Source organism: Nocardioides islandensis (genome assembly GCF_015352455.1).
Lineage (GTDB): Bacteria > Actinomycetota > Actinomycetes > Propionibacteriales > Nocardioidaceae > Nocardioides > Nocardioides islandensis.
Window position 1 is genome coordinate 105,411 of the sequence record NZ_JADKPN010000010.1, and the last position, 14,014, is coordinate 119,424.

A 14,014-nucleotide genomic window follows, 5' to 3' on the forward strand; every position below is an offset into this window, starting at 1 on the left:
ACCAACGCCTCTGGGCGCAGCGGTCCCGGCTCGTCACCATCGCCTCATGACCGTGCTTCGACGGGCCGCCGTCGTGGGTGCACTCGCCGTCGCCCTGCTCGTGCCGAACGCGGCTCCGGCGCAGACCCCTCCCACCACCCGTGCCACCGCGACGACGACCGTGCGCCACTGGCCGAGCTTCATGATGCCGTCGCGGAACATCGCCTGCCTGTTCAACTCCGCGAAGCTGCGCTGCGACATCCTCTCCGGGCTCGAGCCGGAGCCGAAGGGCCCGTGCGACTTCTTCTGGAAGGGCGTCATGCTGCCTGCCACCGGCAGAGCCTCGTTCCTCTGCATCATCGACACGGTGTACGACGAGAACGCGCCGGTGCTGGGTTACGGGACGACGTGGCGGCGCGACGGAGTCACCTGCCGGTCACGGCGGACCGGTCTGCGGTGCCACAACCGGGACGGACACGGCTTCCTGCTGTCCCGGCGGCTGTCCAAGAAGTGGTGACGGCGGCCTGCCCCACGGCACGGGCCGCCCGGACGAGAGCGTCCTCGCGCGGCCTACTCCAGCCGAACCGTCCCCCGTCGCGCTGCGACGTGCCGCAGCACGTCGCGACGCAACAGGATCCGGGGACCGCAGTCGCACCAGGCGGGCAGCTCCTCGTCCACGGAGGGCGCCTCGGTCAAGAGGTCGACGTACTCCTCGCCGCCATGGCCGCCGTGCCTGCCGCTGTCGATGAAGTCCTTGCGCCCGTGGCCGTGCGGGCCCGTGCGGGCGACGTAGACCGGCCCCGCCTCGGTCCGGTACACGGCAGCCACGTGGTGGGCGTGGCGGCACTGGATGCTGAGCTGTTGTTGGTCCGAGCGGTGCGACCCCAGGGCGGCCAGGGCCTGCCTGGCCGACTCCTCACGCCGTACCGATCCCGACTTCGAGCCTGACACTGTCCTCCTCCTCCCACATCGCCCAACGGTCCGGCCTGCCGGACCGCTGAACACGATCACCCGGCTGTGACGACCGCGACGATGACCACCGCCACGACGAGCACGACGCCAGCGGCCACGAGGGCAGTCGTCCTCGGCAGCCGGCCCCAGTCACGTCCGGGCTCACGAGGCCGGTCGCGATGGCGCCGCGCCGTCCAGACCGCGGCGAGGACCAGCAGCAACCCCATGGCGAGCAGGACGAACGGCACGGCGTCGCTGTCCGGGAACCACTCGGTGGCGGCTGCGGGCAGCACCATCAGGGTGCCCATGGCTCCCACCGCCAGCAGCAGCAGGTCGCTCTGCAACACGGCCAGGGCCACGACGAAGGCGACGGTCCCGATCGCCAGCACGAAGCCGGCGTTCGTGGGGAGCGTCATGCTGGCACTCACCACCATCGCGGCTGCCCCAAGTGGCAGCACGACCAGCCGTGGCCGCAACAGCCCACCCCAGCCGAGCAGCAACCACGTGGCGGCCACGGTCCAGGCTCCGAGGCCGGGCAGCGAGTCGTGGCCGGGGGCGACGTCGTTGACGAGGGATCCGGCCGTCACCATCAGCGCGACCATGGTGGCCATCTGCTGGGGCAGGTGGCGGTGGAGCCACCACAGCGCCGCGGCGCCCGCCGCCGTGCCGGCACTGGCCAACGCCGCGGCGTCCGCCTCGTCCAGGTCGAGGATGTCGGCGGTCAGCAGCGCCAGGAACCCTGCGAACGCCCCCGTCGCGGCGAGCCACAGCACCGAGCGGAGCCGCACCCCTACGTCACCTCGCTGCACCGACGTCGCGAATCCGGCGCCCAGCAGGGCCGCGCTCGCCAGGGCGACGACCGTGGCCCTGACACCGTCGGACAGGTCGGACCAGTAGAGGTTCATGATCAGGATCGAGCTCACCAGCACCACGACACCGCCGATGTAGCCGAGGGCCTCCATCGCGACCGTCGAGGGCCTCCGCCGGTGCGCGTCCGGCGGTGGCCCGTCCAGGGTGACCATCACGTCGTCGTACGACGTCATGCGGCGTGCTTGCTCCGGCGAGATGACGCCGGCCGCCACCCACTGCTCGACCAGCGACGACAGCGGTACGGGCGCGCGCGTCTCGTGCACCTCGGGGTCAACAGACGTGGTCATGACGCCTCCCTCGGAAGAGCTCTCCTCTCACCGTGACTCCCTCAAGGCGCTGCTGCCAGGGCCCGAGGCCCCGACCCGTCGGGACCGTTGACGGGTAGTCGTGCCCGGCACGAGGTGGCGAAGGGCTCTGTCGCTCAGGCCCGTCACGAGGTAGGCAGAAGGCGTGTTCTCGGGGCGGCAGACGACCGGACCTCGGAACCACAGGAAGCGAACCATGGCGAGCGCGCTGCTCCTCATTGCCACGTTCCATGCCGTGCTGTGGGTCTCGCTCGCGGTGCTGACCGTGCTGGAGCCACCTCATCCGGAGCGCAGGCTCGAGGCACTGGCCGGCCCCCCTGGCGTGATGCCTGACGTGCCTGCGGCCGAGTACGACGAGCACGACGCGGAACCGCTCCGCCCAGCCGCCTGACGGCGACTCGACGCGGCCCGGGACTCACGTCGCCGCACACCGGGACCTTGGACCCTGACCGCGCGGGCCGCACGGGCCGAGGCTGGTGCGCAGGTCGAATCATCACAGGAGGCACGGTCATGTACGCAGGGACGCTCGACGAGGCAGCGAAGATCGAGGTGCGCATCTACCGCGACGACCGCCTGCGGGTCCGCCAGACCTGCGACACCAGCGCCGAAGCGGCCGCGATCGTCGAGCAGGCCTCCGACGAGGATCACGTCTTCCTGCTCGTGGACGACGGGCGTTGGGACCCTGGCCCCGGAGACGTGGTCACGCGCGGGGAGTCCCCCTGGGACGCCGATGACGGTCAGCCGATCGCCACTGCTCAGCTCCCGGGGCACGGCACCGAGTAGGCCACATCGCTCCTTTCGCCCGATGGCGGCACCGCGCTGAGCGCTAGGTCGGTTCAGCGGCACCACGGGGCTCCTGGGCCGCAAGGGCCCCGGCCTCCACTTCGCGGATGAGAGCGGACAGATCCTCATCCCGGCCTCGTTCCACAGCGTCCAGCCACGCCGTATGGGTGACAGACCGGCGTGGATCGGCCAGCTGACGCTCGAGGGTTTCTTCCTCGTACGGAGTGTGCGGCGGCCGGTGGTGCGAGGATCGGTAGGTCGTGAGAGCACCCATGATCCTCGCGGCCATGAGGGGCTGATCTCCAGCCACGGAAGCGGCGAGGAGCTCACCATAGGTTTCAAGGCCTTCGTCGCTGAGGCTGGCGAACTCTTCAGGAGTGCGGGCCAGCAGCTGCTCCAACGCGCTCCGTCGTTCTCCGTGGTCGAGCAATGAGCTCGCGATGTTCATGGCACCGACCATCGCATTGCCGATATCACCTGCCCTCCGTGCGTGGTCGAGGCTGAGCCGGTCCCATCGCAGAGCTCCCTCGTAATCGCCCGCGAGCTCGGCGATGGCGCCGGACAGATTCGAGAACTGGAGAGTGTCCTGGTTGGTCGGTGACACGCCGGCGAAGCGCTCGAGGAGCGCGCGTGCGTCGTCAGCCCTGGCCAGCCGGCAGGCGGCCCGCGCCCCGTAGTAGAGCGAGTGGGAGAGTCTCTCGACGGGATCGAGCCAAGAGAGTGGCGAGGTGCCCAGCGAGGTCACCTGGATCGAGTTCTCAGCCAGCGCCAATGCTGACTCAACCGCTTCTTCGTGCCGGCCCGCGATCTCCAGGACCGGTATCCGAAGGCACCCACAAGCCCATGCTCCCAGTGGCTCCTGTTCGTAAGCGCCCCTCTGGGAGAGATCGAGCCACGCCTGGGCGTCGCTGTGCCACCTCATCCAGATGCCCAACGACACGAACAGCGACAAGACGTGGAGCGGATGGACCTCGCCGCCGACCAGTGGGGATGTCACGCCGCGCGCGCCGCGCTGGAGAACCTCAGAGAGGTTGGCTCGATCGGCCAAGAGGCGAGCAGAGACCCATCCGGAGGAGGTGTCCTGTTCGACGTGCCCACTGAGCACGTCGAAGAAGTGCTGGGCGTGCGCCGTTCGTGTCGCGTCCAGTTCGTCGGGCGTGGTGATGTCGACAGCAAATCGGCGGATCGTCTCCAGGAGACCGAAGCGCGTCTCACCGACGGAGGAGAGGTCTGCCTTCACCAGGCTGGCATCGATGAGCTCATCGAGAACGTCCCAGAGCTCAGCGTGCTGGGGCAGCTGGCCGGCGACGGACTGCAGCGCAGACTGGTTCGCACCACCGGCGAACACCGCCAGCTTGCGTAGCACGAGCTGCTCCTCGGGCGACAGCAACCGGTAGGACCACTCGATGGTCGCGCGAAGAGTGCGTTGCCGGTCGACCGCGTCGGCGCTCTTGTCCGCGAGGTCCAGGGCAGTGTCGAGGCGCTGCAACAGAGACTTCGGGGTGAGCATCCTGGTCCGAGCGGCGGCCAGCTCGAGTGCCAGCGGCAGCCCGTCCAGAGCCCGGCACAACGCCGCCAGGTCGGAGGCGTTCGCCTCATCGAGCTGGAAGTGCTGGTTGACGCGCTGTGCTGTCGCGACGAAGAGTTCGATCGCGCCAGCACGGGCCACGTCGTCCATGGAGTCTGACTGGGGAAGCTCCAGCGGAGGCACCTCGTGCTGTCGTTCGCCCGAGACGCGCAGCACCTTTCGTGACGTCGCCAGGACGGTGAGCTTGCGCGCGTTGACGAGCAGTTCCGAAACTAGGCGCCCCACGTCGGAGATCTGTTCCAGGTTGTCCAGCACGAGCAGTGCACGTTTGTCGGCGACGTATGTGAAGAAGCTCGGTGGTGACTGACCATCAGCCGGGATGCCCAGGGCGTGCGCCATGGCCATCCACATGTCATCTGCGCGCGTGATGGTGGCCAGGCGGCTGAATGCCACACCATCGGGGTATCGGTCAGCCACTCGTGACGCAAACTCGATCGCCAAGCGAGTCTTCCCCGTGCCACCGGGCCCTGTCAGCGTGATCAGACGACACGTCGGATCCGCCAACATGGCGGTCAGCTCGGCCAGTTCACCCTCACGGCCCACCGTGGGTGTCAGCAGCGCCGGCAGTCGGCCAAACGTCATGTCGGCCGATGTCGGCCCACGGATCCCAGCATCCGACAGACCGGCCGCGACCACCAGGAAGATCCTCAGGCGTTCCTCGAGAGCCGGTAGCTCGTGCAGGCCCTCGTCGCGCAAGGACATACCGAGGGGCAGGTCGGTGACGCGCTCGGCTGCGGTCTGCGACACGAGCACCTGCTGAGGCCCGGCGAGCTCGACGATTGCCGACACGTTCGCAGCATCCTGGCGGGTGTAACCCGACTCGTGCCGCAGAGGCTTGGCGATGTGAACTGCGGCGCCTGGGGCGCCTGACCGAACGTGCTCGGTCGCCGCACAGATGGCCTCGCGGACATCGTCGAACCCGACGATGTCGTCGCTGCCGGCGACGACCATCAAGGCCGTCGTCGTCATCGGGCTCTACCTCTCCCCGAGACCGCGGACTCTCGCCCCAGCCCCTCGCACCATGCGGGTATTAGAGCAGAGCCCGGCCTATTCAGCAGCCGGCTCTTCTGTCGCTTCGTCGATGCTGCGTGGCACGCCCAGTTCTGACCGTGCCGCGGCGAGAAACGCTTGGAACGCTGCCTCGGCACGGCCTTGTCGGTCATCGCCCGTGCCCGGTCCGGTCCCGTGCAGCCACGCGGACAACGTGGTGTGGACCTCACGAGCCAGTCTCGCCGACTCACGACCGCAATACAGGTCGACCTGGCTGAGCAACTGCCACAGCGGCTCCAGCTCGTCGGCGTCAGGCAGTGGCGCGGTCGGGTCGTGCTCGACGTTCCACGCCCGCTCCGCAGAGGAGTGGTACTTCTCGATCACGTGGAGCAATGCCGCACGACGGTGGTCGAACAGCCGGGCCTCTCGGGCACGCTGCGCGTCCACGTTCAGTCTGCGCTCCTCGCGACGCTCCTCGGAGGCGAGTCTCACGCGGTCACGTTTGTCGGAGCGCGCTTGTGTGAACACGGTCCCAGTCAGCGTGCCGAAGACCGCGAGAACACCCCCGACCAGAGCCACGGTCTCGCCATCCACGGCAGCAGGATAAGTGCGCCCAGCGGGCCGGCGTGCTCGGAAGCAGGCCCGGCCCAGGGGCTGTGCCGTTCACACCTCCTCCGCCAGCAGAGCCACGTGGAGCGACGTCCGGACCTCGGCGTCGTCCAGCGACACCGACAACAGCCGCTCGATCTTCGCGATCCGGTCGTAGAGGACCGGCCGGGAGACGTGGAGAGCGGCGGCCGCGGCGGCCTTGGAACCGGGGTGCTCGACCAGCGCGCGCAAGGTCCGGAAGAGCTCGGGCTCGGCGCGCAGGGCCGACAGCTCGCGGTCGACGAAGGCGGCGACGCGGGGGTCGTCGGCGAGGAGGGTCAGCAGGCCGCGCACGTGCACGTCCTCGAGCCGGCGTACCCCGCCGACGGCGTCCGCGGTGGGCAGCGCCGGCAGCGCGGCCAGCACCTGCGAGGCCTCCTGGAGGGTGCGGTCCGCCGAGGCGAGCCCGGTCGCAGGGGTCCCCGCCGCCACGACGGCCGGTACCCGCCCGGCCACCTCGCGGGCCCACCGGTCGACGAACCGTACGGCGTCGGCGCGCGGCGGCAGGGCCACCAGCCCGCGCACCTCGCTCTCGAAGACCGAGGCCAGCAACGGCGCGTGGGTGACCTCGGCGGCCCGCAGGCACGCCGCGACGAGGTCGTCGAGCTGCGCGGGACGCGGTGGCCGCAGGGCCACGCCGACGAGCTGGCGGCCCGCCGGCAGGCCGGCGATCTCCACGCGCCGTCGGGTCTCCTCGTCCGTGGGATCGGCGAGCAGGGCCGCCAGCAGCTCGTGGTGCACCCGCCGGGTCTGCCCGTCGCGGGTGCGGTCGTGGAGGCGGTGCATGGCCAGCGCGGCGGCGGCCCGTTCGGCCACCGCCGTCAACCCGGCCGACGCGCCCGCCGGGGCAGCGATCACCAGCCTTCCCCAGCCGCGCTCGGGACGGCCGACCCGGGTGACCAGCCAGCCGGTGCTCGGGTCCCAGCCGGTGCGACCGGTCGTCCGCACGGTGCGCGACCGGCGCTCCCAGTCCTCGACGAACCCGTCGTCGGCCGGCCCGACCAGGTAGTCGACGATCCGGTGCTGCTCGTCCTCCAGCACCACGGCCGAGCCGGACAGCCGCTGGGCGGCCGCCAGGATCTCGGCGGGTCCGGCCTCCCCGATGCTCAGCTCGGTGAAGGTGTCGTGGACCCGCTCGGCCGCGCGCAGCTCGGCCAGCTGGTCGGCGATGAGCCGTTCGCCGACCGCCTGCGCCACCGCGGCGAAGCGCACCTCCCGGCGCAGCGCGACAAGCGGGAGACCGCGCTCCTCGCAGTGCGCGACCAGCTCCTGCGGCAGCGCCGACCAGCGCCGGCCCAGCTCCACGAGCAGTCCGGCGGCGCCCGACTCCGCGAGGCTGGAGGCGAACCGGGCCAGGCCCTCCGTGTGGTCGGGCAGCGCGATGCCGGTGGTCAGCACGAGGTCGCCACCCCGCAGCAACGGCCCGATGTCCGCGAGCTCGGTGGTGTGCACCCACCGCACCGGTTGGTCGAGCAGGTCGGCCCCGGCGAGCACCTCCGGGTCGGCGCTGCGGACCGCCGGCATCCGGAGGACGTCCGCCACGCTCAGCACCCCGACACTATGACAGGTGACTGGGACAGATTCCTGACAGTACGTCGGCACGCGCGCGCGCCCGGCACCACCAGCATGGGGCCATGACCAGCCCCGCCATCGAGCACGCCATCGAGCACTGGAGCAACGGCGCCCGGTACGCCGGGACCAGCGGCCGCTCCGCCGACGTCACCAACCCCGCCACCGGACGGGTGTCCGGGCAGGTCGCGCTCGCGAGCCGCGAGGACGCCGAGGCCGTCATCGCGGCCGCGGCGGCAGCCGCCGAGGACTGGGGGCAGACCTCCCTCGCGCGCCGTACCCAGGTCCTCTTCGCGTTCCGGGAGCTCCTGAACTCCCGGCGTGGCGAGCTCGCCGAGATCATCACCGCCGAGCACGGCAAGGTGCTCTCGGACGCGCTGGGCGAGATCGCCCGCGGCCAGGAGGTCGTCGAGTTCGCCTGCGGCATCTCGCACCTGCTGAAGGGCGGGCACTCCGAGAGCGTCTCGTCGGGGGTCGACGTGCACTCCAAGCGCGACCCGCTGGGCGTGGTCGGCATCATTTCGCCGTTCAACTTCCCGGCGATGGTGCCGATGTGGTTCTTCCCGATCGCCATCGCGGCCGGCAACACCGTGGTCCTCAAGCCCAGCGAGAAGGACCCGTCCGCGTCCCTGTGGCTGGCCGAGCTGTGGAAGGAGGCCGGTCTCCCGGACGGCGTCTTCAACGTGCTGCAGGGTGACAAGGAGGCCGTGGACGCCCTGCTCGAGAGCCCGGTCGTGCAGGCCATCAGCTTCGTCGGCTCGACGCCGATCGCCGAGTACGTCTACGAGCGGGCATCGCAGCACGGCAAGCGCGTCCAGGCGCTCGGCGGCGCCAAGAACCACATGGTCGTGCTGCCCGACGCCGACCTGGACCTGGCCGCCGACTCGGCGGTGAACGCCGGCTTCGGCAGCGCCGGCGAGCGCTGCATGGCGATCAGCGTGCTGGTCGCGGTCGGCCCGATCGGCGACGAGCTCGTCGCCCGGGTCGCCGACCGCGCGCGCCGGATCGTCACCGGCGACGGCGGGCCGGACGCCACCAGCGGGGCCGGCACCGAGGCCGACATGGGCCCGCTGGTCACCGGGGCCCACCGCGACAAGGTCGCGGGGTTCGTCGACGCCGGCGAGCGGCAGGGCGCCAAGGTCGTCCTCGACGGCCGCGGGGTCGCGGCCCGGGGTGCCGACGGCGGATTCTGGCTCGGTCCGACGCTCTTCGACAACGTCACCCCCGAGATGGACATCTACCGCGAGGAGATCTTCGGCCCGGTCCTCTCGGTGGTCCGCGTCGACACCTACGACGAGGCCGTCGCTCTCGTGAACGCCAACCAGTACGGCAACGGCACGGCTGTCTTCACCAACGACGGCGGGGCCGCCCGGCGTTTCGAGGCCGACGTGAACGTCGGCATGATCGGCGTCAACGTGCCCGTGCCGGTGCCCGTCGCCTACTACTCCTTCGGCGGCTGGAAGCGCTCGTTGCTCGGCGACACGCACGCCCACGGCACCGAGGGCGTCCACTTCTTCACCCGCGGCAAGGTCGTCACCACCCGGTGGATCGACCCGCACAACCGGCCGCACGGCGGCCTCGAGCTGGGGTTCCCGCAAAATGTCTGACTTCGTCGACCTGACTCCCGAGCGCGTCCGCGAGCTGGACCGCGCGCACGTCTTCCACTCCTGGTCCGCCCAGGGCTCGCTGAACCCGATGGTGATCACCAAGGCCGAGGGGTCGCACGTCTGGGACCAGGACGGCCAGCGGCTGCTGGACTTCACCTCTCAGCTGGTGTTCACCAACCTCGGCCACCAGCATCCCCGCATCGTGTCCGCGATCCAGGAGCAGGCGGCGTACCTCTGCACCGTCGCGCCGCAGCACGCCAACGCGGCGCGTTCCGAGGCGGCGCGCCTGATCGCCGGCCACACCCCCGGCGACCTGGACAGGGTGTTCTTCACCAACGGCGGTGCCGACGCCAACGAGCACGCCATCCGGATGGCGCGACTGCACACGGGCCGGATCAAGGTGCTCTCGACGTACCGCTCGTACCACGGCGGCACCCACCTCGCCGTCAACGTGACCGGCGACCCGCGCCGCTGGCCCAACGACCACGGCGCCGCCGGCACCGTGCACTTCTTCGGGCCGTTCCTCTACCGCAGCCGGTTCCACGCGACGACCGAGGCCGAGGAGTGCGAGCGCGCCCTGGACCACCTGGCCGAGGTGATCGCCATGGAGGGGCCGCAGACGATCGCGGCGATCGTGCTGGAGGCCATCCCCGGCACGGCCGGGATCATGGTCCCGCCGCCCGGGTACCTCTCCGGCGTACGCCGCCTGTGCGACGAACACGGCATCATGCTGATCGCCGACGAGGTGATGTCCGGCTTCGGGCGCTCGGGCCGGTGGTTCGCCTCCGAGCTCGACGGGCTGGTGCCCGACCTGCTGACCTTCGCCAAGGGCGTGAACTCCGGCTACGTGCCGCTCGGCGGCGTCGCCATCAGCCCGGCGATCGCGGCGACCTTCGACGACCGCGTCTACCCGGGCGGCCTGACGTACTCCGGTCACCCGCTGGCCTGCGCCGCGGCCGTCGCCACCATCCGCACGATGGAGGACGACCGCGTCGTCGAGCACGCGGCGGCCCTGGGCGAGGAGGTCTTCGCTCCCGGCCTGGCCGAGCTGGCGCGCACCCACGAGTGGGTCGGGGAGGTCCGCGGCACGGGCGCGTTCTGGGCCGTCGAGCTGGTCGCCGACCGCGAGACCCGCGAGCCGCTGGCGCCGTACGGCGGCACCAGCCCGCAGGTCAACGCCGTGGTCGCGGCCTGCAAGAAGCGCGGCATGCTGCCGTTCGTGAACTTCAACCGCATCCACCTGGTGCCGCCGCTGACGACGACGGCCCTGGAGGTCACCGAGGCGATCGAGATCCTGGACGCCGCGCTGGCCGAGGTCGCCGGCTGACCGACCCAGCCAGACGGGCCTGGCCCTCCGACGAACCGGATGGCTGCCTCGATGCGTTCGAGGCGTGAGGTGGGACGAACCACCCCACGACGAACGGGGAAGCTCATGGCCGGACCGGACCGGAGTGCTCGCAAGACTGTCATCGGCGTGGCGTTGGTGGTGCCGGTCCTGGTGGGCACGGCCCTCATCCCCGCCATGGCGGCGGACGACGCGGCTCCTCGTCACGGCCACTCGAACCACGACCACTCCGCACACGAGCACGCGGCACCTGCCGAGGTCCTCGCGGACGAGCTGGCCCAGGTGCGCAGGGCCACTGCCGGGTTCCACCGGGTCGAGAAGGCGACGGAGGCCGGCTACGAGCTCGGGTGGGTGAACGGCTCCGGCGTCCGCATCGTCGCCGGATGTGTCTCACACCCGACGGCCGGGGCGATGGGCTACCACTACTTCAACGCCGACCGCTCGTCTGTGCGCTCCCGGACCGGCAGCGCGCCGTCATCGTGCTGCGGCACTACGAGGACCTGAGCGAGGCACAGATCGCGGACGTGCTGGGCTGCGCACCCGGCACGGTGAAGTCCCAGGCGTCCGCGGGCATGGCGGCTCTCCGCCGTGCCCTGGCCGCGACGGGTGTCGGAGAGGTGGTGGACGGCTCATGACTCTCGGCGACGAGCTCCGGTCAGCGCTCAACCAGGAGGCCGACATGCAGGTCACGCCCGGACCCGACGTGCAGCGGCTGATCGTCGGCGGACGAACCCGCCGGCGTCGGCGCACGATCACGCGGGTCGGCGGCGCCGCCTTGGCGGTCGCGCTCATCGGCGGGGGCGTCTACGCGGTCACCCAGGGCGATCGCACCGCGAAGGGTTCCACCGGCATCGCCCACGAGCAGACCGCCACGCCTGTCCCGTCGGTGGACCAGGCGCCGCCGGCCCTGGCCGGCAACATGGGCAGTGAGGACCTCGAGCCCGGGACCTACCGCGTCCTGGTGGGCTCCGACGCCCAGGGAGAGCCGCTCGAGGCAGACGTGACGCTGGCGGGCGACGGGTGGTGGAGCGGGAACTTCCCGGTGCTCGTCGACGGCGAGGCGTTCGGCGGCTTGGGCGTCTACCGGCCGTACGCGCTGTCAGCAGGCTCGGGCTGCGTGGGCGGGCCGGTGAACGGTGCCGTGGCCGGAAGCTCCGAGGGCCTCGCACGCCAGCTCGCCGAGCTCCCGAGGAGCACGGTCCTCCAGGCCGTGGCTCCCAGCCAGGTGCTCGGCCGTTCCGCCCTCCATCTCCGGCTCCGGGTCCCCCGAGACTGCACGGAGGGCGAGGCCCACTACCTCATCGCGGAGACCGCGCGGGGCAGCCGGGGCGTCACCTACGGGCTGGTACCCGCGCCCGTGGTCATCGACTTCTGGGTCGTGGACATAGGCGGCGCCCAGGTGGTCATCGACCGCTGGCACGACCAAGGAGCCTCCGCGACGCTGGTGGACCGCATCGCCCTCGCCAGCGAGTCCATCACGTTCGCGTCGACGGACTGAGCGCTTCAAGCGGTGTGCCGGTCCGCCCAGGTAATCGCGGCGATCAGGGGGGACAAGGGCGGATCCGGCACATCTGCACTCGTCGGGCACGGGGGAAACCCGGCGAGTGCCGGGAATCTAGTGCGGCCGGAGCTCGGCCCGACACATCCTCTCGGGCGGGCGAAGGCACCACGCCTCAGGGGCAAGGGGAGACCACCCCCCCACCTGGGACGTGCGGGTCGGGCTCTGCTACTTGACTGCCAGCACGTCGATCACGAACCACAGCGTCGAGTTCGCGGGGATCGCCCCGCTGCCCTGGGCGCCGTAGCCGTAGGCCGGCGGGATCTGGATCAGCACCCGGCTGCCGACCTCGACCCCGGTGAGGCCGATGGTCCAGCCCTGGATGAGGCCGCTCAGCGCCGACGTCAGGGGCTGCTTCGAGTAGCTCTCGTCGAAGGGCTGCTTGGCGTCGTACGTCGCGCCCAGGTAGTCGATCTTCACGGTGTCGCTGGCCTTGACGGCCGCGCCCGTGCCCTCCTTCAGCACCACGCGCTGGACGGGGGTGTCGAGCGCGGGCTCCTCCACGTTCGAGAAGTCGAGACCGGTCGGCTTGCCGTCCGTCTCCACGACGGTCGGCTGCGTGTCGGGCGAGGCGTCGTGCGCCTTGTCGTCGGTGGGCGTGGGCGACTGCTCCTGCTTCTCCACGAGGTCGGCGACGAGCACCACGGTGTCGTCCACACCGATCCCGAGCTGGTTGCCCTCGACGTTCTGCCCGAACAGCTCGGTCGCGGTCGTCACCGCGACGACGCGGGAGCCGTACGTCGCGTCGGCGAACAGCTTGCGGAACACGTCGCCGGCCTGGTCGGTGTTCGGGATCGCCTCGGGGCCGCCGTTGTCGTAGTCGCTGTAGAGGTCCTTCTGAGCGCTGCCGTTCCCGACGTACAGGTAGGCGTTCACCGTGTCGCCGTCCGCGACGGCGTCGCCGTCACCCTTGACCAGCGTGGTGACGGTCGTCGACTTGGGAGTCGCGATCTTGGAGCTCCACGTGGCCTCGAGGCTCTTGCCCACGTCACCGGTGAACGAGACCTCGTCCAGCTGGCCGGTCTCGGCGCCGCTGGACGCCTCCGACTTCGTGCCGTTGTCGGCGGCGCCGCTCGACTCGCTGCCGCACGCGGCCAGCGCGGGGAGGAGGACGGCGGCGCACAGGGCAGCCACGGGGCGATGCAGTCGTCGGTGCACAGACTCGGCTTTCTTTCGGGGACGGGCCGCGCCACGGTAGCCACGGACCCTGTGCGGACCCTGTCCACGAGGCCCGACGTCTGGGCACAGGGCGGAGGCACAGCCCGACCAGCATGACCCCGGTCCCGGACGTCGGTCGAATCGAGGGACGGGTCACCATGAGGCATGGAGGTCCGCCCGAAGCGCGAGCAGGACGACGCGCAGCTGCGCACGTTCCTGGAGCACAACAACGCGGCCCGCGTCGCCCGGCGCGGCGAGCTGGTCGACGCGGCCGCGCAGCCGGCCGTGCTGGCCTGGTCCGGGGAGGAGCTCGTCGGGGCCGCGACCTACGTCGTCCGCGGTCCGGCGTGCGAGCTGCTCACCCTCCATGCCTCGCAGCGCTTTGCCGGGACCGGGACCGCGCTGGTGGCCGCCGTCCGTGAGATCGCTCGGCAGGGCGGGTGCTCCGTCCTCTGGGTCGTCACGACCAACGACAACGTCGATGCGCTGCGGTTCTACCAGCGCCGTGGCTTCCGGCTGGCCCGCCTGAGCGCCGGCGCCGTGGACGAGAGCCGGCGCACGGTGAAGCCGGAGATCCCGGCGTCGGGGGAACACGGCATCCCCCTGCGCGACGAGATCGAGCTGGAGCTGGACATCTGAGACATAGCCGTCTCACAGCCGCCT

At 71.1% G+C, this 14,014-nt stretch carries 15 protein-coding genes; 9 read left to right on the forward strand and 6 right to left on the reverse strand.

The genetic code is table 11. The features are described 5' to 3' along the window. Window positions 1-46 precede the first annotated feature (46 nt). Complete coding sequence (locus ISU07_RS16055; protein ID WP_194707830.1) at window positions 47-496, forward strand: DUF6636 domain-containing protein; 450 nt, start codon at window positions 47-49, stop codon at window positions 494-496. A 53-nt stretch (window positions 497-549) separates the two neighbouring features. Here the strand turns inward: ISU07_RS16055 and ISU07_RS16060 are convergent, their stop codons facing one another. Next, a complete protein-coding gene (locus ISU07_RS16060; protein ID WP_194707831.1) occupies window positions 550-930 on the reverse strand; it encodes a hypothetical protein in 381 nt (126 codons plus the stop codon). 56 nt (window positions 931-986) lie between these two features. After that, window positions 987-2,087: a DUF2157 domain-containing protein gene (locus ISU07_RS16065; protein WP_194707832.1), complete on the reverse strand. Its 1,101-nt coding sequence runs from the start codon at window positions 2,085-2,087 to the stop codon at window positions 987-989. A gap of 214 nt (window positions 2,088-2,301) precedes the next feature. Between ISU07_RS16065 and ISU07_RS16070 the strand changes: the two genes are divergently transcribed. Both ISU07_RS16070 and ISU07_RS16075 read left to right on the forward strand, forming a co-directional pair. Next, complete coding sequence (locus ISU07_RS16070; protein WP_194707833.1) at window positions 2,302-2,496, forward strand: hypothetical protein; 195 nt, start codon at window positions 2,302-2,304, stop codon at window positions 2,494-2,496. A 119-nt stretch (window positions 2,497-2,615) separates the two neighbouring features. Further along, window positions 2,616-2,888: a hypothetical protein gene (locus tag ISU07_RS16075; RefSeq protein ID WP_194707834.1), complete on the forward strand. Its 273-nt coding sequence runs from the start codon at window positions 2,616-2,618 to the stop codon at window positions 2,886-2,888. Between the two features lie 43 nt (window positions 2,889-2,931). Here ISU07_RS16075 and ISU07_RS16080 read toward each other — a convergent pair whose 3' ends face one another. The 3 genes from ISU07_RS16080 to ISU07_RS16090 form a co-directional block, all read right to left on the reverse strand. Beyond that, window positions 2,932-5,445 (reverse strand): ATP-binding protein, encoded by a 2,514-nt coding sequence (locus tag ISU07_RS16080; protein WP_194707835.1) that lies wholly within the window; start codon window positions 5,443-5,445, stop codon window positions 2,932-2,934. A gap of 78 nt (window positions 5,446-5,523) precedes the next feature. Then, the gene (locus ISU07_RS16085; RefSeq protein ID WP_194707836.1) at window positions 5,524-6,060 is read right to left on the reverse strand and encodes a hypothetical protein; all 537 of its coding nucleotides are present in this window, start codon (window positions 6,058-6,060) and stop codon (window positions 5,524-5,526) included. Window positions 6,061-6,129: 69 nt separating this feature from the next. Continuing rightward, window positions 6,130-7,665 carry a PucR family transcriptional regulator gene (locus ISU07_RS16090; protein ID WP_323742649.1) on the reverse strand — a complete coding sequence of 512 codons (1,536 nt, stop codon included), beginning with the start codon at window positions 7,663-7,665 and terminating at the stop codon, window positions 6,130-6,132. Between the two features lie 83 nt (window positions 7,666-7,748). On the opposite strand from ISU07_RS16090, the gene ISU07_RS16095 reads away from it, so the two are divergent. The 5 genes from ISU07_RS16095 to ISU07_RS16110 all read left to right on the forward strand — a co-directional run bounded on the left by ISU07_RS16095 (window position 7,749) and on the right by ISU07_RS16110 (window position 12,133). Further along, a complete protein-coding gene (locus tag ISU07_RS16095; RefSeq protein ID WP_194707837.1) occupies window positions 7,749-9,290 on the forward strand; it encodes a CoA-acylating methylmalonate-semialdehyde dehydrogenase in 1,542 nt (513 codons plus the stop codon). Further along, the gene (locus ISU07_RS16100; protein ID WP_194707838.1) at window positions 9,283-10,617 is read left to right on the forward strand and encodes an aspartate aminotransferase family protein; all 1,335 of its coding nucleotides are present in this window, start codon (window positions 9,283-9,285) and stop codon (window positions 10,615-10,617) included. The genes ISU07_RS16095 and ISU07_RS16100 overlap by 8 nt, the downstream gene beginning before the upstream one ends. 105 nt (window positions 10,618-10,722) lie before the next feature. After that, on the forward strand, window positions 10,723-11,139 hold the full coding sequence (locus ISU07_RS24140; RefSeq protein ID WP_228522068.1) for a hypothetical protein: 417 nt from the start codon (window positions 10,723-10,725) through the stop codon (window positions 11,137-11,139). Beyond that, complete coding sequence (locus ISU07_RS16105) at window positions 11,115-11,270, forward strand: sigma factor-like helix-turn-helix DNA-binding protein (RefSeq protein ID WP_323742650.1); 156 nt, start codon at window positions 11,115-11,117, stop codon at window positions 11,268-11,270. Before ISU07_RS24140 ends, ISU07_RS16105 begins: the two co-directional genes overlap by 25 nt. Continuing rightward, window positions 11,267-12,133: a hypothetical protein gene (locus ISU07_RS16110; protein ID WP_194707840.1), complete on the forward strand. Its 867-nt coding sequence runs from the start codon at window positions 11,267-11,269 to the stop codon at window positions 12,131-12,133. Before ISU07_RS16105 ends, ISU07_RS16110 begins: the two co-directional genes overlap by 4 nt. A 228-nt stretch (window positions 12,134-12,361) precedes the next feature. On the opposite strand, the gene ISU07_RS16115 is transcribed toward ISU07_RS16110, so the two are convergent. Next, entirely contained in the window at window positions 12,362-13,327 is a 966-nt protein-coding gene (locus ISU07_RS16115; protein ID WP_194707841.1) for an FKBP-type peptidyl-prolyl cis-trans isomerase, read from the reverse strand. Window positions 13,328-13,516: 189 nt separating this feature from the next. On the opposite strand from ISU07_RS16115, the gene ISU07_RS16120 reads away from it, so the two are divergent. Then, window positions 13,517-13,990: a GNAT family N-acetyltransferase gene (locus ISU07_RS16120; protein WP_194707842.1), complete on the forward strand. Its 474-nt coding sequence runs from the start codon at window positions 13,517-13,519 to the stop codon at window positions 13,988-13,990. Window positions 13,991-14,014 lie beyond the last annotated feature (24 nt).